At 39.2% G+C, this 18,671-nt stretch carries 16 protein-coding genes; 6 read left to right on the top strand and 10 right to left on the bottom strand.

The genetic code is table 11. The annotated features are described in order from the left end of the window. Window positions 1–204 precede the first annotated feature (204 nt). Window positions 205–765 carry a translation initiation factor IF-3 gene (infC, locus tag ATS75_RS01840; protein WP_082665370.1) on the bottom strand — a complete coding sequence of 187 codons (561 nt, stop codon included), beginning with the start codon at window positions 763–765 and terminating at the stop codon, window positions 205–207. 59 nt (window positions 766–824) lie between these two features. Then, window positions 825–2,735 carry a threonine--tRNA ligase gene (gene thrS / locus ATS75_RS01835; RefSeq protein ID WP_058558716.1) on the bottom strand — a complete coding sequence of 637 codons (1,911 nt, stop codon included), beginning with the start codon at window positions 2,733–2,735 and terminating at the stop codon, window positions 825–827. A gap of 256 nt (window positions 2,736–2,991) precedes the next feature. Between thrS and ATS75_RS01830 the strand changes: the two genes are divergently transcribed. Then, window positions 2,992–4,005 carry an endonuclease/exonuclease/phosphatase family protein gene (locus ATS75_RS01830; protein ID WP_058558715.1) on the top strand — a complete coding sequence of 338 codons (1,014 nt, stop codon included), beginning with the start codon at window positions 2,992–2,994 and terminating at the stop codon, window positions 4,003–4,005. 64 nt (window positions 4,006–4,069) lie between these two features. After that, a complete protein-coding gene (locus tag ATS75_RS01825; protein ID WP_058558714.1) occupies window positions 4,070–4,516 on the top strand; it encodes a DUF3010 family protein in 447 nt (148 codons plus the stop codon). Between the two features lie 220 nt (window positions 4,517–4,736). Here the strand turns inward: ATS75_RS01825 and ATS75_RS01820 are convergent, their stop codons facing one another. From ATS75_RS01820 to seqA, 8 genes are all read right to left on the bottom strand, one after another. Further along, window positions 4,737–7,118: a response regulator gene (locus ATS75_RS01820; protein WP_058558713.1), complete on the bottom strand. Its 2,382-nt coding sequence runs from the start codon at window positions 7,116–7,118 to the stop codon at window positions 4,737–4,739. A 214-nt stretch (window positions 7,119–7,332) separates the two neighbouring features. After that, window positions 7,333–8,721, bottom strand: a complete 1,389-nt coding sequence (locus ATS75_RS01815) for a M28 family peptidase (protein WP_058558712.1) — start codon at window positions 8,719–8,721, stop codon at window positions 7,333–7,335. A 164-nt stretch (window positions 8,722–8,885) separates the two neighbouring features. Then, window positions 8,886–10,451 carry a dihydrolipoyllysine-residue acetyltransferase gene (locus ATS75_RS01810; RefSeq protein ID WP_058558711.1) on the bottom strand — a complete coding sequence of 522 codons (1,566 nt, stop codon included), beginning with the start codon at window positions 10,449–10,451 and terminating at the stop codon, window positions 8,886–8,888. A gap of 8 nt (window positions 10,452–10,459) precedes the next feature. After that, window positions 10,460–11,437: an alpha-ketoacid dehydrogenase subunit beta gene (locus ATS75_RS01805; RefSeq protein ID WP_058558710.1), complete on the bottom strand. Its 978-nt coding sequence runs from the start codon at window positions 11,435–11,437 to the stop codon at window positions 10,460–10,462. Next, window positions 11,437–12,651 carry a thiamine pyrophosphate-dependent dehydrogenase E1 component subunit alpha gene (locus ATS75_RS01800; RefSeq protein WP_058558709.1) on the bottom strand — a complete coding sequence of 405 codons (1,215 nt, stop codon included), beginning with the start codon at window positions 12,649–12,651 and terminating at the stop codon, window positions 11,437–11,439. The genes ATS75_RS01805 and ATS75_RS01800 overlap by 1 nt, the downstream gene beginning before the upstream one ends. A 273-nt stretch (window positions 12,652–12,924) precedes the next feature. Then, entirely contained in the window at window positions 12,925–13,977 is a 1,053-nt protein-coding gene (gene astE / locus ATS75_RS01795; protein WP_058558708.1) for a succinylglutamate desuccinylase, read from the bottom strand. A 336-nt stretch (window positions 13,978–14,313) separates the two neighbouring features. Further along, window positions 14,314–15,951, bottom strand: a complete 1,638-nt coding sequence (gene pgm / locus ATS75_RS01790) for a phosphoglucomutase (alpha-D-glucose-1,6-bisphosphate-dependent) (protein ID WP_058558707.1) — start codon at window positions 15,949–15,951, stop codon at window positions 14,314–14,316. Window positions 15,952–15,966: 15 nt separating this feature from the next. Further along, entirely contained in the window at window positions 15,967–16,563 is a 597-nt protein-coding gene (gene seqA / locus ATS75_RS01785) for a replication initiation negative regulator SeqA (RefSeq protein WP_058558706.1), read from the bottom strand. Window positions 16,564–16,694: 131 nt separating this feature from the next. Here seqA and ATS75_RS01780 point away from each other — a divergent pair, with 131 nt between their 5' ends. The 4 genes from ATS75_RS01780 to fldA all read left to right on the top strand — a co-directional run bounded on the left by ATS75_RS01780 (window position 16,695) and on the right by fldA (window position 18,607). Continuing rightward, window positions 16,695–17,474, top strand: coding sequence for an alpha/beta fold hydrolase (locus ATS75_RS01780; RefSeq protein ID WP_058558705.1), 780 nt, complete (start codon window positions 16,695–16,697; stop codon window positions 17,472–17,474). A gap of 84 nt (window positions 17,475–17,558) precedes the next feature. After that, window positions 17,559–17,780: a DUF2788 domain-containing protein gene (locus tag ATS75_RS01775; RefSeq protein ID WP_058558704.1), complete on the top strand. Its 222-nt coding sequence runs from the start codon at window positions 17,559–17,561 to the stop codon at window positions 17,778–17,780. Between the two features lie 6 nt (window positions 17,781–17,786). Beyond that, entirely contained in the window at window positions 17,787–18,065 is a 279-nt protein-coding gene (ybfE, locus tag ATS75_RS01770) for a LexA regulated protein (protein ID WP_058558703.1), read from the top strand. Between the two features lie 14 nt (window positions 18,066–18,079). Continuing rightward, window positions 18,080–18,607, top strand: coding sequence for a flavodoxin FldA (fldA, locus tag ATS75_RS01765; protein WP_058558702.1), 528 nt, complete (start codon window positions 18,080–18,082; stop codon window positions 18,605–18,607). Window positions 18,608–18,671: the final 64 nt, after the last annotated feature.

Genomic DNA, 18,671 nt, shown 5'->3' with positions numbered 1-18,671 from the left:
AACTCCAAATGTATTGCTTTAAAATTAGTAAGCAGGCGTGAGTATATTGCTATAGCTCCACTTTTAGGCCTAACTTACTGCCATATTCCGGTGAAAACTCAACACGAATGCTGCAGTTTTACTTTAAAACCGGTTAACTCAGGTGAATATTCGCATATTACTTGCAGACCTGAGCTAAATTCGGTGCGTATTTTAGCTCGTTTATTACTTTTTAGCAATAGGAGACATCATCATAACCATTTGACGTCCCTCAACACGATTTGGGAAAGACTCAACTTGTGCGAGTTCTTCTAAATCAGCTTTAATACGATTTAGTAGTTCAATACCAATTTCTTGGTGCGCCATTTCACGGCCACGGAAACGGATAGTGATTTTAGCTTTATCACCCGCCTCTAAGAACTTACGTAAGTTGCGAAGCTTAACCTGATAATCACCTTCATCCGTTCCAGGACGGAATTTGATTTCTTTTATCTGGATTTGCTTTTGCTTCTTCTTCTGCTCTTTTAGTTCTTTGCTTTTTTCAAAGATGAACTTACCGTAGTCCATGACCTTACACACAGGCGGCTCAGCATTTGGGCTGATCTCTACTAGATCAACACCTGCTTCATCAGCCATAGCTTGCGCATCTCTTAATGTTTGAATGCCAGCTTGCTCGCCTTCGATATCGATTAAACGAACTTCTTTAGCTGTAATTTCATCGTTGATACGATTTTTTTGAGCTGTTTGTTGCCCTTTCTTGCCGCCTCTAATGGTACGTTCCTCCAAGAATATCAAATAATAAGTGTGCAGTTAGCAGTTGTGTTAATGCTCTGCACACCGGATTTTTACTGTCGATTTTTAATTTCTTCACTAATTTTAGCGACGAAATCATCAACGTTAAATTTGCCCAGGTCTTCACCTGTGCGGGTACGTACTGCCACTTCTTGTTGTTCAACTTCTTTATCGCCAACAACAAGTAAGTAAGGAATACGTTTTAATGTATGTTCTCGGATTTTAAAGCCAATCTTCTCATTTCTCAAGTCAGCAGCGGCTCTAATTCCAAGTTTATTTAATTTTTGTACAATTTCGTGCACATAATCCGCTTGTTTATCGGTGATATTCATAATCACCACTTGCTTAGGTGCAAGCCACGTAGGAAATAAACCTGCATACTCTTCGGTTAAAATACCGATAAAACGCTCAATTGATCCAAGTATAGCACGGTGAATCATTACCGGTGTACGACGTTCGTTGTTTTCAGCAACATACGTAGCACCTAAACGACCCGGTAATGCAAAATCTAGTTGCACTGTACCACACTGCCACGCTCTGTCTAAGCAATCGTACAAAGTAAATTCAATTTTAGGGCCATAAAAGGCACCTTCACCTGGTAAATAATCAAATTCAATGTCATTTGCCTTAAGTGCATCAGCAAGTGCTTGTTCAGCTTTATCCCACACATCATCTTCGCCGATGCGCTTTTCAGGGCGAGTAGAAAGCTTTACAACAATTTTCTCAAAGCCAAATGTTTCATATGTGTCATAAACCATTTTAATGCATGATGAAACTTCATCCATCACTTGGTCTTCAGTACAGAAAACGTGTGCATCATCTTGCGTGAAGCCGCGAACACGCATAAGCCCGTGTAATGCACCTGACGGCTCATTACGGTGACAACAGCCAAACTCGGCCATACGAAGCGGTAAATCACGGTAAGACTTTAACCCTTGGTTAAATATCTGTACGTGACCTGGACAGTTCATTGGTTTGATAGCATATTCACGCTTTTCAGATTCTGTTGTAAACATTGCATCTGAATATTTATCCCAGTGACCCGACTTTTCCCATAACGAACGGTCCATCATCATTGGACCTTTTACTTCTTCGTATTGGTACTCTCGTAGTTTTTCACGTACAAACTCTTCAAGTTCACGATAAATGCTCCATCCATCATTGTGCCAAAATACCATGCCTGGCGCTTCTTCTTGCCAGTGCCATAAATCAAGCGCTTTACCAATACGGCGGTGGTCGCGTTTTTCAGCTTCTTCTAAGCGTTTTAAATATGCTTTAAGTTGCTTTTTATCGCCCCAAGCGGTGCCATAAATACGTTGTAGCATTTTGTTTTCAGAATCACCACGCCAATACGCACCCGCCACTTTCATAATTTTGAAGTGTTGACAGAATTTCATGTTTGGCACATGTGGGCCGCGGCACATATCAACATATTCTTCATGATGATAAAGACCAGGGCGATCATCTTTAGCGATGTTCTCGTCTAAGATTTCAATCTTGTATGTTTCACCGCGCGCTTCAAATGCATCGCGCGCTTCTTGCCAGCTGACGGTTTTTTTCACTACGTCGTAGTTTGTTTTTGCAAGTTGTAACATGCGCTTTTCAATGGCATCCAAGTCTTCTTGACTGAGTGAGTGTTCCATATCGATATCGTAATAAAATCCGTTATCAATAGTTGGACCAATGGCCATTTTTGCTTCAGGGAATAACTGTTTAACAGCATGACCTATTAAGTGAGCACATGAGTGACGAATGATCTCTAACCCATCGTCGTCTTTCGCGGTGATAATTTCTAAACGTGAGTCTTCAGAAATTAAATCGCATGCATCAACACGGTCGCCATTAACACGACCAGCGATGGTCGCTTTTGCAAGGCCTGGGCCGATATCGTTGGCTACATCAAGAGTACTAACTGGGTTTTCAAAGCTACGCTGACTGCCGTCAGGGAGGGTAATAACTGGCATTATAAATCCTTTGTACAGTGGTGACGCCTACAATGCATCACATGTATTTAAATAAATTAAAAAAGTAACTCCACAACGCTTTTACGAATAAGCATTGTTATCGTTAACCATTTAAGGTTAATGCACCTGTTGAGTCTTGCTAAGTGCGACTATATTGTCGCGTCTGAAACAGTGAAATACAAGTATTTACAGCGACAAATTGACAAATTAGCTCTTCATTTCATACTTAAGATACTTTTAGCTGCGAGAAACAATTATGTCCGTGAGTAAATCAATCAGATTCGCCAGCCTAAACTTACTTAATTATGCAGCTCCACCCTTTTCTTTTTATCAGCTCCATGAGCGCTATAACGCCACTCAATGGCGACAAAAACAAACATTTATTGAAGACTTTTTAATCGAAAGTAAAGCTGATATTGTGGCCTTTCAAGAGGTATTTAGTATTCAATCTTTGCAAACGTTGTGCAAAGAGCAAGGGTATGACTATTTTGAAACTGTTTCGACACCAAAAAGTGATAACCTTTACCCTCAAGTTTTATTTAACCCCGTTGTAGCGATTGCATCAAAAATACCTATTCATGACTCCCAAGCACTCAGCCCATGCCCAGAATTATTAGAGTATCTTAATAATCAAAATGAGTTTAAATTTAATCGCACACCTATAAAGTGTCGGATTGAACTGGCGCATTTAGGCACTGTGTATTGCTATATCGTCCACTTCAAATCTCAACGTGTACATTCAATGTCACATATGCTTAACATACACAATCAAGAAGACCCTCTACTTAATTTACTTCAACAAACAGTAGGCATGATGCAATCCCAAATTTCTCGTTCTTTAGAAGCATCGATCGTTTATTATGATGCTTTAAAAACACAGCGAGAGCATAACTGTGCAACCATGGTGCTTGGTGACTTCAATGATAATATTGATAGTCCAGCACTTGCTTTTATGACACAAGGTTTTCATCCAACTCGATGTGAACCTTGTAAAGAGTTTGCACAACCAATTGTTGGCCTAAGTGATGCATTTTCTTTGAGCAATCAATATAAAGCCGGCACAAAAAAACCTTTTAGCCACTACTATAATGGCCATGGAAATGTTTTAGATTACATTTTAGTCTCTGGTCATTTTAATTCCCTGTGCGCGCTTGGCAGAATTAAATCCCTAGACTATTTAAGCTTTAATGCTCATCTTAACCCTCAGCAGCATGATGAAGATATTTGTTACAGTGATCATGGTGGCGTTGGGATTGAAATCGGGTTTTAATAGACACTGCTTTTAATAAAGTAAATTGATATAATAACGAAAATTAGATTTTTAGAGAGTAATAATGAGAACATGCGGCGTAGAAATAACAGGCAGTGACGTACTGTTGTGTATTTTAAGTAAAGATAACGATGTATTTGATATTCGTGATGTCCGTCAAACCCGCTTTACGTTAGCAAACGGTAATGACACCGAAGTGATGCGTAAATTTCAATTTGATTTTGCAAAATTAATGCAAGATTACCAAATTGATTCTGTTGCTATTCGCGAACGCCAGCCAAAAGGAAAATTTGCAGGTAGTGCGAAAGGCTTCAAAATGGAAACAGCTATCCAATTGATTGAAAACCTAGATGTGCAAGTTTTGAGTCCAACAACCATAAAAGAACAGTTGAAAAGAAACCCTGTCCCAATTGATTTTGAAGAAACTGGGCTAAAGAAATACCAAGAAACCGCATTTATCAATGCTTATGTTTACATAATGCGTAAAACATACCGCCACGATGAAGCGTAAATAAATACAGTTAGCCTTTTAAATTATGTAACGCGAGTGAGTGAACTGCATTAATTATGTTTACCCTCGCGTTTTTAGTTTCTAATCAATATAATAAAACTACAAACAGAATCTAATCAGGTGACTCAAACGTTGTTAATAATATTAAATTAAGATAATAAGCGACCTTCCGCAAAACAGATATTGAAGTGTGGTTAAGTAAAATATTAATGTATGTTGATTAAACTTTAAGCCAGCGAGTCAAAACTTGCTCCAATAATTCAAACTCTATTGGTTTACTTAAATAATCATCCATTCCCGCTTTAAAACACGCATTGACATCGTCTTCCATCACATTTGCAGTAATAGCGATAATAGGCAGTTTCTTCCAATGGGCACGTTCACGTATTATTTTGGTTGTACTTAGACCATCTAAATTAGGCATATGCATATCCATTAAGACAATATCGAACGAATTATTCTCAAGTATCTCAAGGGCAATTACACCATCAGCGGCGATAACAACATCTAGATTAAGCTTTTTGAGCATGGATTTTAATACAAGCTGATTAATCGGGTTATCCTCAACCACTAAAACAACCCCCTCTAATTTGCTTATGCGCTGTGGAATACTGGTAGCCTGCGTTTTAGTTGGGCAAGCCATACCTGCATTGATAAAGAATTCAACCTGTGTCCCTTCACCTTCAACAGAACTTAGCGCGATTTCACCGCCCATCATTTCCACCAACTCCTTGCACAAACTTAAACCCAGACCAGTGCCGCCATAGATCCGGGTCGTACTTTCATCTAATTGTTTAAACGGTTTAAAAATATCATGTATTTTTTGCTCATTAATACCTATCCCTTGATCACTTACTACAAAATACAATTTAAAATCTGTTTCACACTCTTGATAATATACTTTCACCGATATCTCACCTTTAGTGGAAAACTTAATGCTATTGCCAACAAGGTTCACGAGGACCTGTATTAAACGAGTTTTATCGGTGTGTATATTGACTGGATCACAGTCATTAATCCATTTAACGTAACTGTCTTTGTTAGAGACAAGTGGATGAACAATTGCCAGTACTTCGTTTTTTAATACCGCTAAGGAAAAGGTATCATAATTTAATTTGAGCTCACCTTGCTCTATTTTCGATATATCTAATATGTCATTAATAACAGATAACAAATGCGTAGCAGAAGTAGCACCAACATTGACTAACTTTGCCTCATCAACGTCTAATTTAGCTGACGTTTGTAACAATTGAAGTGTTCCTATCACACCATTGAGAGGGGTTCTAATTTCATGACTCATATTTGCTAAGAATCGGCTTTTTGTTGCAAGTGCTGCATTCGCTTGCTCTGTAGCCTCTTCAAAAGCTTTTGTACGTTCCACGACTCTTTTTTCTAACTGGCTCTCTCTCAACGATAACTCATCTCGCATTAAAATAAATGCTTTTGATAATTCGCCTAACTCGTCATGCCCTTGAGACATAACTTTTGCAGTAAAGTCACCATTTGATAATGCATGAGACGCTTGAGTTAAATTAAAGATGGGTGCATAAATATAGGCAGAAAGCCTAAGCGCTAGAAACAATGTAACTACAAAAACAACCGTACATATTATCCACAAGATATTTTTTAATTCATTTATTTTTTCAAAAATCAAATGGTTAGGTATCACCATCGCAATGCTGTAGCCAGTCGATTTAATTGGTGAAAAAAAGATATGTTCTAGCTCATTTGTTTCTTCATTAAGCAGTTCTACGAAACCAGCGTGGCCTGCAACCATACGCACACCGACTTGTTTAAGTTCTGCCTGAGCCTCTTCAGTAACTCTTAATTTAACAGTGACTTTCTCACCAATACTATTTTTCACCCATTTATCATTTTCTTTAAGAAGCTGAATAATCTTTTCAGCATCCCAGTGGTACATATAAATTCCGCTATTGGATACAATCATAAAACGTAAATTGTCATCAAATGAGCTCACTACTGTGGATTCGATTGATTTGATTAATCGTTCAACCTCATCCCAACCGATACTTCCACCAATTAAGCCAACAACTTTATTGTTGTTCAAAACACTCGCACTAATAACAATCTGCCTCACACCTGTGGTATAGGAAATCATTGGCTCTGAGACATACACGATTTGGTCGTTTGTGCTGTTATTTCCGACTGCTACTTTCCAGTAATCACGCTTTTTAATTGACCGTGGTTTTGAATCTGCCACATTATCATTAAATGTGCGCTTTAAATCTTGTGATGTATTTCCCCCCTCTGTATTGTAAAAGCTGCCATCAAGCTCGCCTAAAATAAATTTTTCATAATCACCAGTCTTACGCTTTTTTTCTGTCAGAAGGAAATCCCGTATTTGGCTAAACTGCATTGACTGAATTCGGGGATCTTTCGCAAGCATCGCAATTTCAGTTTTTCTTTCTATAAAGTAACGATCAAAAACCCCCGCAGCATTTGCAACTTTAGCCTGCGCAGCAACGACACTTAAGCGCTTAGCTTGTTCACTGCCATTTGTTATGACTAAAAAGAACACGATTATTAAGGGTAAAAGTGAACTAAGTAACAATATTGTTGTTAATCGTGTCTTAAGTTGCATATTTAATACTTAGAATAAAAACTGACTTAATTTTAGACTAATAATAGAAAATATTCGAATGTAAACAAGGACGAAAATTAATATGCTCTATCGCTTAGCGCTTGAAAATATTTATGTGAGTAATTTAGGGAGGAATGTTAAGTATCATGAGCACATAGCGGATGATATAGGCGCAATTCATGAACCTATACCATCATAACTAGTGATTACTGGGTCATTGTTCAAATGCCCCAACATCACCTGGAAATACAACCGGAGATTCAATTCCGTTTTCATTGATGGCAGAAACACCAAAATAGTAGTTATCAATAACCACATTTTTCAATGTAGCCTCACTTACATTGCCTACATTGCGACTATATTGCCATTGTGGCTCACTGGTATAACGCCAATAAATACGATACCCCACCGTGGTGTTATCTGTGTTTTTTTGCCATTTTAAATGTGTACTAGGTTTCACAGCCCCAGAAATTTCAACACCTTTTGGTGGTGATGGTGCCCATGCCATCGCAGCAAGACTCACAGCATTTAACGATGTTAATTTAGCTGCATAGTCAAAATCAACTCCATCAATGGTGTCGCCATACACAATGCCATTTTCAGTACGCAAATCTTGGTGTTGGTGATTGTAATTTTCGTTGGTTTCCATCACTCGAACTGCGGCATAACCCATATCATTAAAAGGGCGATGGTGCCCACCACGTGCAAATCGGTCAAGTCGATATACTAACATTGTATCTAAATTAGGAATGTATCGATCTGCCATCGTGTCTATGTAACGAGCAAGATTACGACTAGCAGAGTCAACTTCGCCTCCCGTAAACCGACGTTTATGCGCTTGTTCTTTCGTTTCAATTACTCGCGTACCCTCAGAAAAAATACGTGCAGTAGTGTTGTCTGTAACACCGTTGATACCAGTAATGTTTCCAATCATGTCATTGTTCAACACACCATGGACTTGCCAACCTTGTTGCTGGGCATGTTTTGCTAGTATTTTACCACCAAACAAACCTTGCTCCTCACCTGAAAGCGCCGCATACACTATAGAGCCATTAAATTTATAGTTTGATAACACACGAGCAGACTCTATAACACCTGCAACACCCGATGCATTATCGTTAGCCCCTGGAGAATCACTAGTAAAATCCATTACATCACTTACTCGTGAATCAATATCGCCCGACATCATCACCATACGATTTGGCTCATCCACGCCTCGCTGAATAGCAATAATATTTACCACTTCAACAGGATTAGGAATACGCTTTTCACCAGAAATAGTATCTTTCACTTCAATGACTTCTAAGCAGCCACCACATTGTTTAGATATTGCCTCAAACTCAGCTTTTATCCAGCGCCTCGCAGCACCAATACCCCGTGTATTGGATTGTGTTTCAGACAATGTATGACGGGTACCAAAGTCGACAAGTGTTTGAATATCACTTTCTATTCGTGAGGCTGATACAGCTTGAGCAATATCATGTAGTTTTTGCTGATCTTGGTAAGAAGGGTGTGCAGCAAAAGCCTGACATGCCAGAAACAAGCCACTTAACAAAAGTGCTGAATTTATACGCTTAATTTTATTATTACCTGTAGTAAACATGGTTGATGCTCTTTTCTTATTAGGTATTAACACAGTACGATAGCTAACATAATGTTAAAACCTTTTTGAGATAAGCCTCCAAATTATTCGCTAAAACGCAATGTTATATAAGCGTTATAATTAAGACATAAAAAAACCAGCCTTAGCTGGTTTCTTTAATAATGCTAGCTCATAGCCATCATCATTTTGGCTGGCTCTTCAAGATAGGATTTCCACAAGTTATTGAAGCGAGCAATGGTGCCGCCATCGATAACTCGGTGATCACCTGACCAACTGACCTGCATAATCGCTTTACTAACCACGTTTCCTTTTGAGTCAAACCGAGGTAAATGCTGCAATTTGCCCAGCGCAACAATTGCCACCTCTGGCTTATTAATAATAGGCGTAGCGATAGTACCGCCAATAGCACCTATATTGGAGATACTAATTGTACCGCCTTTTAAGTCGTCTGGACTAACGCGCCCTTCTCTTGCTGCCTCTGTTAAACGCGTTACCGCATTGGCCACATCCACAATGCTTTTAGATTGACACTGCTTAATATTAGGCACTAAAAGACCAATCTTAGAATCAACCGCCATACCAATATTATGATCATCAAAATAGGTAAGTTCAGTGCACTCGTCATTCACCTTAGTATTGAGTACTGGGAACTCTTTAAGTGCAAGTGATAGTGCTTTAATGAAAAACGGCATCATTGTAAGCTTTACACCTTGCTGCTTATATTGCTCTTTTAAAGAACTACGTAGTGCAATTAATTCTGTCAGATCTATTTCATCGCAAAAAGTAAAATGAGGGATAGTGCTCACAGAAGCAACCATTTGCTTAGCCATGGCAGCTTTAATGCCTTTTATTGACTCAACACGGGTGCCACCTAGTGACGGTGTATTACTATTTTGTTCGCTTGCCTCTGCTTTAAGCGGCGATGTATCAATGGTATTGGGTACTTGGCCATTGACAAATTGTTCAATATCTTCTTTATAAATTCGTCCATTCTTGCCGCTTCCTGGTACACATGTCAGGTCAACATCCATCTCACGCGCTTTACGACGAACCGCAGGAGATGCCACTGCTTTTTTATTCACCACTTTAGCGCTCTGATCCTTTGCAATCATCGCTTTTGGTTCTACTGCATTGGTCTGTGCTTTTACAACGGCTTCGTTAACATCAACATTGACTTGCTGAGTTCCCGCGATGCTCATTTTAAACAAAGGGCTGTGAACTTGCGCTACTTCGCCTTTTGCGTAATAAAGTTTATGAACGGTGCCAGTGTGCTTTGCTGGTATTTGCACCAAGGCTTTATCCGTCATCACATCACAAACAGCTTGGTCTTCTTCAATCTGTTCGCCTTCTGCCACTAACCATTCAACGATTTCACATTCAACAATTCCCTCACCAATATCGGGTAAGATAAAATCTTCGAGTTGCTCAACAGAGCTATTGTTTTCTGTGTTCTCGCTTGGTTTTTCAATCTCTTGAGTCTGAGTTTCTTCGCCTGCAACTTCCATTGCAAATAACGGTGCATGAACAGCAGCAATATCACCTTTTTGATAATATAATTTCGAAATTACACCATCATGAACAGCAGGTATTTGTACTAATGCTTTATCTGTCATTACATCGCAAATAGGTTGATCTTCAGCAACAGTGTCACCTTCAGATACGAGCCACTCAACAACTTCACATTCAACAATGCCTTCACCAATATCCGGTAAAATAAAATCTTTAGCCATGATAACTCCTAAAATTCAACCGATTGCTTAATGGCAGCAAGTACTTTTAATGCATCAGGCACATATTCTTTCTCAAGTGCCAGCGGGTAAGGTGTATCAAGTCCACATACACGTAAGATTGGAGACTCTAAATGTAAAAAACATTCTTGTTGAATAGTTGCAGCGATCTCACTACCAAAGCCGTTCGTGATAGGTGCCTCATGGCTTATTACTAATCGCCCTGTTTTCGTAACTGACTTGGCAATGGTGTCAAGATCCCAAGGCAGTATGCTGCGTAAATCTATCACTTCACAGCTGATACCTTGCTCAGCTGCTTGCTTAGCTGCATCTTCAATAATTTCCATTTGTGCGCCCCAAGCAAGTAATGTTACATCACTTCCTTGCTCAACAACTTCAGCTTTACCTAGTTCTATGCTGTAATCTTCTTCTGGCACTTCACCAGTAGATGCACGGTATAAACGTTTAGGCTCAAAGAATATAACCGGGTTATCGTCTTTAATTGATGCACGTAATAGACCTTTTGCTTGGTATGGATTACGTGGTACCACAATTTTTAACCCTGGGGTATGTGCAAAGTATGCTTCTGGAGATTGCGAATGATACAACCCACCTGCAATACCACCGCCGTAAGGTGTACGAATGGTTAAATTACCAACATTAAACTCATTACCACTGCGGTAACGGAATTTTGCCGATTCATTCACTATTTGGTCAAATGCAGGGAAAATATAATCCGCAAACTGTATTTCAGCTAGTGCTGGCGCACCGAACGCCGCAAGGCCATTAGCAAAACCCAATATACCCTGCTCAGTTAATGGCGTATTAAAAACACGATGTTGGCCATACTTTTCTTGTAAACCCGATGTCGCACGAAAAACGCCACCAAAATAACCCACATCTTCACCAAAAATACAGGCTTGAGGGTGTTCTGCCATCGTAATATCAAGGGCTGAATTAATTGCATGTAACATATTCATTTTAGCCATTACTTAATTCTCCCTGCAGTAACTGGGTATGCGTCTGGATGCTGTTTGATATGTGATTTAAGCTGCTCATATTGACGTTGCAATGACGGGATTGGCGTATCGTAAACATCTGAGATTAATTCTTCTAAGGCTGGTTTTTCAACCACTTCAGCTCGCTTCAATGCAGCTAGGATATCTTCACGAATTTGCTCTTTCGCTTTTACATCGTCTTCATCGTTAAGCCAGTCTTTTTTGATTAACCATTTTCGGAAGCGTTCTATTGGGCAAGCTTGATAATTTGCTTCTTCTGCTTTTGAACGGTAGCCACTTGGATCATCCGATGTTGAATGTGCTCCCAAACGATAAGCAATGGATTCAATTAAAACGGGCTCACCTGTTGTTGAAGCAATTTCACGTGCTTTTTGTGTTGCGGCGAAAACAGCTAATGCATCCGCACCATCAACTCGGATTGTTTTAATTCCATAACCGACACCACGCGATGCAATACCATCACCTTTAAATTGCTCATCAGCAGGTGTCGAAATAGCGTAACCGTTATTACGCGCAAAAAAGATAACAGGAGACTTATGAACAGCCGCCATATTTAAGCCTGCATGGAAGTCACCCTCAGATGCAGCTCCTTCACCAAAATAACATATAGTAACGTTGTCTATCTTGCTGCTTAACTCACCCGTTTTAGCATCAATATGTTTTATTTTTTGCCCGTATGCGTAACCTGTTGCCTGCGGTATTTGCGTCCCTAATGGTGAAGATATAGTCATGTAGTTAAGGTCTGCACTGCCATAATGTATTGGCATCTGACGACCTTTACCTAAATCAAGTTCATTAGAAAACATCTGATTCATAAATTGGTCAAGGGTAAAACCACGGTAATGTAAGGCTGCTTGTTCACGGTATTGAGCCATAATCATGTCATCTTGATCAAGCGCAGCGGCTGATGCAGTAACAGCGGCCTCTTCGCCTAAGCATTGCATATAAAAACTCACGCGGCCTTGACGCTGTGCAGCTTGCATTCGTTCATCTAATGCACGAATAAAGCGCATCGTTTCGTATAAGCGAATAGCAGTTTCTTTCGTGATATCTGGTGCTGTTGCACCGCTAAGAATATCGCCGTCCTCGTTTAAAATGCTCAAGGTTGGAATATTTAAAGCATGACCATCTATAAAAGCTAGTTCATGACTAATATTCTGCGATACGTTATTTGGGTTGCTCATAACCTACCTTCTTTTGTTGTCGAATTTACAGTGCCAATTAGGTTAACCATTAAAGGTTAGTTATTATTATTGATGTTTTTTGCTAGGTTAAAGTTTGCAAAAACTGCACTGTAATTAAATTAAAGCTGCCATCACTTTACGTTAACGTAAAGTGTTATTCAACTAATCATAGACAAATGCGGAGTAAATGGCGAGATAAAGACTGGAAAGTTAACTATACAATATAAACTGTTATTCTAAATCATATAGTTAACTACAAATACAGTGGTGTATTTAAATGAAATTCTTATTAATTTCAAGGGGTACAACTGTTAACAGCGCTCGTTGTCCAAGAGCTACATCGGCGTTAGGAAAGATGATTGCTTCTCCATCTACGTCGGCGCAATAACAGGTCTGACCATCAGTTGCGAGTAATTCGCCTTTAGCAAAGCCAGTAAAATTAACTGCATCGTCAGAAAATGGAAACGAAAATGCCTCTTCTGTACGATTAATAGAACGATGAACTGAAAACAGCTCAAAGTCATTTGCATCAAAATCCTTATATTTAACACTTTCTTGACTAATTAATGCAGTTAACGTTTGCTTAGTTTGTAAAAATCGACTCATGTCATTTTGACCAAATGGCTTTACTTGACCAAGTTCAACAGTGAATGAATCTGCGCCATGAACGTACGACGAATAATAGCTAAATGTCGTTGCCGCTGACTTCATCATTAATACCGTATTCACACCACAACTTAATAGAAATTGCAGCTGTGACTTTTTCCACGGTTTACCATGAAGGTAAGGATAAACTGCAAATTTATCATTTTTTGAACCTCGAATTGCAGTGTGCAAATCGTAATGGCAACGCGAACGCCCTTCACCACCTCTAGCAAAAAAATCACTCACATATTGCTCAAGCTTTGCTGCGCGAATACGTTCGTTATTCATTGGTGTATCGTCAGTTGTATGATGGCCATTAAAGAGACGATTTAAATTCTCTTCAACAAACCGCTTACCAATATTAATTGACTGAGGGTTACCGTATATAAATAAGACTCTTTGCGCTAAAACTAACTCTTCACTAATGATAAGTTTAATTAATTCATCACATATTTCGATTGGTGCAGTTTCGTTTCCGTGGACAGCACTAGAGAGTACTATATCTTTGGTACTTGAACCTGAGGGTTGAAACTCAATAACCCCAGTATCATGAATGCTTACTTTGGTACCGTTTTTTAAAGAGAATTCACCTGCATCCAAGTGCCATTCATTTTCGCGGCTTAATGTAAGGAAATCCCCAGAGGTTTTTAATTCTTCTATATAATCTGATGTGGCTGACATGTTCATCGCCTTTTGTGTGGAGTAAATACAAAAACGGCTGATCGAGTCAGCCGCCTATACCCAAGCCATCTCAAGATGCTTGTTTCAGTTGGAATTAAAAGCGATTTAGGCAAGGCATTGATTGCAAATAATAGTGGTTCTATTGTTAAAATCAATAACGCAGTATAAACCGCTTTTAAACTAACCCGCTGGGCGTTTCACAGGCACTTACTCTCATCGGTGTTACTTGTTAAAAGGGATTGCCATTCTTGCAAAGTAACGCCTTGATATTAAGCCCCTGTAAACGCTGAATTCTGCATCTTGAGGTGGTTTGGGTATATACAACAATTCTTTACGTTAGCTGATTACTGAATCAACTAACTTTTTGGCTTCTTTTTCTAGTAAAGCCAAATGCTCTTCGCCTTTAAAAGATTCCAAATAAATTTTATAAATATCTTCAGTACCTGATGGACGCGCAGCAAACCAACCATTTTCTGTAACGACTTTTAACCCACCAATAGCTGCATTATTACCTGGCGCATGGGTTAACTTCTGTAAAATTGGCTCGCCTGCTAGCGTATCAGCGCTGACATCCTGCGCACTTAACCCTTTAAGGCGTTGCTTTTGTTGTGAAGTAGCCGGTGCATCAATACGCTTATACAATGGCGCACCAAATTCTTGTTCAAGTTCTTTATAAAGTGTTGACGGTGTTTTTCCCGTTACTGCTAGAATTTCTGCAGCAAGTAACCCCATGATAAAACCATCTTTATCGGTATTCCAAACTGTACCGTCAAAACGAAGGAACGAAGCGCCTGCACTTTCTTCACCACCAAATGCCAACGAGCCTTCATTAAGTCCTTCTACAAACCATTTAAACCCAACAGGCACTTCTTTAACTTCATGCTTATTGCGAGAAACAACTCGGTCAATCATCGCACTAGAAACCAGAGTCTTTCCTATTACAACATCATTTGACCAATCACGGTGATTAAGTAAGTAATCTATAGCCACTGCTAAAAAGTGATTTGGATTCATTAGTCCATCAGGTGTGACGATACCATGGCGGTCATAATCTGGATCATTACCAATACCAATGTCAAAATCATCTTTTAATGCGATTAAATTTGTCATTGCGTAAGGAGATGAACAATCCATACGGATTTTACCGTCTTTATCTAGAGGCATAAAACCGAAACGTGGATCAACACTTTCATTTACGACCGTAAGGTCTAAATTAAACTTTTCAGCAATGATTGGCCAAAAATTAATACCTGAACCACCTAACGGGTCGATTCCCACTTTAATTTTTGCCTTAGCAATAGCTTCAACATCAACCACATTGATTAAGTCATCAATGTAAGGTGTCATTAAATCTTGATATTTGATAAAACCTGAACGGGATGCTTTTGCAAACGGGAACAACTCTACCTCAACTAAATCTTCAAGTAATAGTTGGTTTGCACGGTCTTCAACCCATTTTGTTACATCGGTATCAGCTGGGCCGCCATTCGGTGGGTTGTATTTAAAACCACCGTCTTCAGGCGGATTGTGCGAAGGCGTTACCACAATACCATCGGCAAGTTCATGTGGGTTTGCTTTATTATGACAAACAACAGCATGGCTGATCACAGGTGTTGGTGTGAAATCATCGTTTTGCTGGGTTATCACTTGAACTTCATTCGCAACAAGTACTTCTATTGCCGAGTTATAAGCAGCTTCACTCAGTGCGTGCGTGTCTTTACCCAGAAAAAGCGGGCCAAATATGTTGTTTTGCTTACGATAGTCGCAAATTGCTTGAGTAATGGCGAGTATGTGTGATTCGTTGAATTTAACATCATATGAGCACCCTCGATGGCCAGATGTGCCAAAGGCAACGCATTGCTCAGGGTTCTGTTCTAAATCAGGCTCATTTAAATAATAAGCTGACACTAGTTTTGGTACATTAACTAAATCTGATTGCGTTGCAGGTTTACCTGCACCTGGGTGAATCGCCATTACATTTCCTTATATTTATAAGTAGTCTCTAATTTTTTCTGCTTGTTCGGCACTGTAACCAAGACCCAGCGCCACCTCATGTAACATCATTTTTTTGCGTGTTGTATTTGAATTTGTCATCACCCAATATTCACTATCTGTGATATTTTTTGGGTTCATACTGCTACCACTGTTAACAAGATCTTCTTTACTCGTCGCAAAATAAACCCGGTCACGGCCTTGTATATCAAGTACAGAAGAAAAACCATCTTTATGGGTGCGGTGTAGTGCTGAGAGTATAAATAAAAATCGCCCTACTACCCCTTTTTGCATGGCAAGCTCTTCTTTGTTCAATACATTAAAGACACTAGCTTTTTTTTGCTTCATTTTTGTGACCGACGACACTTCACTCTGCTCTATTTTTAGAACAGCGTTCGTATCTTCGTTAAGTTGCTCAGACACAACCTGCTCTTCTTTTACATTACTCGGTATCTGATTATCTGACGCTGTTTGTTCAATATCGCCGCTGAGGTTTAATAAACGACGCAAAATAGTTGATGCACTTTCGCCAATACTTTGCGTGTTGCTCGCAATGTATTGATACAGCTCGTCGTCTATGTCAATTTTTTTCATGTGATTCCTGTCATTACGGGGCATATTATTTCTTTATCAATTTGATTATACCCAAACAAAATCTAATTCTCTATGCTTTGCAATTTGTTATTTCACTAGGCAAACTAAGCATACTTTTACTGGAGACCTAAATGCGACTTAATTATAAACAAACAGGCCAAGGTACGCCTGTTATTCTTATTCATGGTTTGTTTGGCTCACTTGAAAACCTCAATGTCATTGCCAACGCATTGAGTGATCATTTTTTAGTAACCAACATAGATTTACGTAACCACGGACGTTCTCCTCACTCAACAACCATGGATTACGCTAGTATGGCCCAAGATGTTATTGATTTAATGGATAGCTTAAGCATCGAACGAGCCCACATTGTTGGCCACTCTATGGGAGGGAAAGTCGCTATGCAACTGGCTCTCTCATTTGAAAATAGAGTTGATCGCTTAGTCGTACTTGATATTGCCCCTGTAACATATAAACCCAGACACACTCGCATTTTCAATGCGCTAAATAATGTAGATAGTCAAAGTATAACCGATCGGAAACACGCAGATTCCCTGATGCAGGGAGATATAGATGAAGCCGGTGTTAGACAATTTTTGTTAAAAAGTTTAGCTAAAAATGAGCATGGTGATTTTCAATGGCGATTTAACCTAGCCACACTGCACGATAAATATGAAAATATTTTAGCTGACATTAAAGCAAATGATTCTTGTTTATGCGATACTTTATTTATTAAAGGACATGAATCAGATTATATTTTGCCAGCGTATAGAGATATCATCATGTCTCGGTTTGTTAACGCCAAAGCAAAAATAATTCATGGTGCTGGTCACTGGTTACATGCTCAAAAGCCTCAAGCGGTAAATAGATCAATTCTTGATTTTTTGCTTGCAAATAAGGCCGAAATTTAATCGTGTGTTTTTGTAAAAGCACACTAAATTAAAATGATTTTGTGTGCTATAGTACGCGCCGTTTAATTTAAAGGTTATACGTTGATGGTCAGTCAGTTAATTAACGAATTTGATACCCTTGGGTTGTATTTTGGCTTAGCCGGTGTGTTCTTTTTTATCGGTATGGCTATTCAAGACGTACTTAAACGTGGCAGTGTACCTAAATATGGTCGTTACATTGTATGGCTTGTACTTTTTTTAGGCTGTTCTGGATTTATTGCAAAAGGACTTATTCAAGTTTTTTGGCAAGGTGCGGGCGTAGGATAATCTACCATGGCTAAATCTGAAACAGACAGAACAACGCTCGATCTATTTGAATACGAAAAACGGCCAGGCCGTCCTAAGACGAATCCTCTTCCACGAGACATTCAGTTGAAGGTTAATAAACGTAATCAAATAAAGAGAGATAAAGCACGTGGGTTGAAACGTGTTGAATTTAAAGTTTCATCGCAGCTATATCAAGCGTTAAGCGATATGGCCGATGCACAAAATATTAGCCGCAGTGCACTGATTGAAACAATTTTACAAGAAAGATTGGCTATTGATAGATAGAAGGTTTTAAGTTCATGGCAAGTGTAGGTATTTTTTTCGGAAGCGATACAGGTAACACAGAACACGTAGCTAAAATGATCCAAAAAGAATTGGGTAAAAAGCTCGTGGCTGTTCATGATATTGCTAAAAGCTCTAAAGAAGAGATTGCAGAATTTGATTTAATCTTATTTGGTATCCCTACTTGGTACTACGGTGAAGCGCAATGTGACTGGGATGACTTCTTCCCAGAGCTTGAAGAGGTTGATTTTGACGGTAAGCTTGTTGCCATTTTTGGCTGTGGCGACCAAGAAGACTACGCTGAGTACTTTTTAGATGCGATGGGTATGATTAATGACATCGTCACAGAACGTGGCGCTATTATTGTTGGTCATTGGTCAACCGAAGGGTATGATTTTGAAGCATCTAAAGGCATGGCTGATGACAAGCATTTTGTTGGTTTAGGCATTGATGAAGACCGTCAACCTGAGCTAACTGAACAACGTGTAAAAGCATGGTGTGCTCAAGTCTTTGATGAAATGTGTTTAAGTGAACTCGCTGATTAATCAACGGCTTCTTAAATGCGCTTTGCTGGCTAGCATTTGAGCTTTCAGACTGTTTATTTAAATA

Origin of the sequence: Pseudoalteromonas sp. H105, from assembly GCF_001469215.1 — a bacterium.
Taxonomy (GTDB): domain Bacteria; phylum Pseudomonadota; class Gammaproteobacteria; order Enterobacterales; family Alteromonadaceae; genus Pseudoalteromonas.
The sequence above is the reverse complement of the archived record's forward strand: the minus strand, read 5'-3'. Positions and strand labels throughout refer to the sequence as shown.

What these genes read in the sequence shown, in the direction of transcription:
- ATS75_RS01805 (WP_058558710.1), bottom strand. Translation starts at nt 11,437, where the DNA reads ATGGCTAAAATGAATATGTTACATGCAATTAATTCAGCCCTTGATATT.
- ATS75_RS01820 (WP_058558713.1), bottom strand. Translation starts at nt 7,118, where the DNA reads ATGCAACTTAAGACACGATTAACAACAATATTGTTACTTAGTTCACTT.
- ATS75_RS01825 (WP_058558714.1), top strand. Translation starts at nt 4,070, where the DNA reads ATGAGAACATGCGGCGTAGAAATAACAGGCAGTGACGTACTGTTGTGT.
- ATS75_RS01830 (WP_058558715.1), top strand. Translation starts at nt 2,992, where the DNA reads ATGTCCGTGAGTAAATCAATCAGATTCGCCAGCCTAAACTTACTTAAT.
- ATS75_RS01780 (WP_058558705.1), top strand. Translation starts at nt 16,695, where the DNA reads ATGCGACTTAATTATAAACAAACAGGCCAAGGTACGCCTGTTATTCTT.
- astE (WP_058558708.1), bottom strand. Translation starts at nt 13,977, where the DNA reads ATGTCAGCCACATCAGATTATATAGAAGAATTAAAAACCTCTGGGGAT.
- ATS75_RS01800 (WP_058558709.1), bottom strand. Translation starts at nt 12,651, where the DNA reads ATGAGCAACCCAAATAACGTATCGCAGAATATTAGTCATGAACTAGCT.
- ATS75_RS01815 (WP_058558712.1), bottom strand. Translation starts at nt 8,721, where the DNA reads ATGTTTACTACAGGTAATAATAAAATTAAGCGTATAAATTCAGCACTT.
- ybfE (WP_058558703.1), top strand. Translation starts at nt 17,787, where the DNA reads ATGGCTAAATCTGAAACAGACAGAACAACGCTCGATCTATTTGAATAC.
- seqA (WP_058558706.1), bottom strand. Translation starts at nt 16,563, where the DNA reads ATGAAAAAAATTGACATAGACGACGAGCTGTATCAATACATTGCGAGC.
- ATS75_RS01810 (WP_058558711.1), bottom strand. Translation starts at nt 10,451, where the DNA reads ATGGCTAAAGATTTTATTTTACCGGATATTGGTGAAGGCATTGTTGAA.
- fldA (WP_058558702.1), top strand. Translation starts at nt 18,080, where the DNA reads ATGGCAAGTGTAGGTATTTTTTTCGGAAGCGATACAGGTAACACAGAA.
- ATS75_RS01775 (WP_058558704.1), top strand. Translation starts at nt 17,559, where the DNA reads ATGGTCAGTCAGTTAATTAACGAATTTGATACCCTTGGGTTGTATTTT.
- pgm (WP_058558707.1), bottom strand. Translation starts at nt 15,951, where the DNA reads ATGGCGATTCACCCAGGTGCAGGTAAACCTGCAACGCAATCAGATTTA.
- thrS (WP_058558716.1), bottom strand. Translation starts at nt 2,735, where the DNA reads ATGCCAGTTATTACCCTCCCTGACGGCAGTCAGCGTAGCTTTGAAAAC.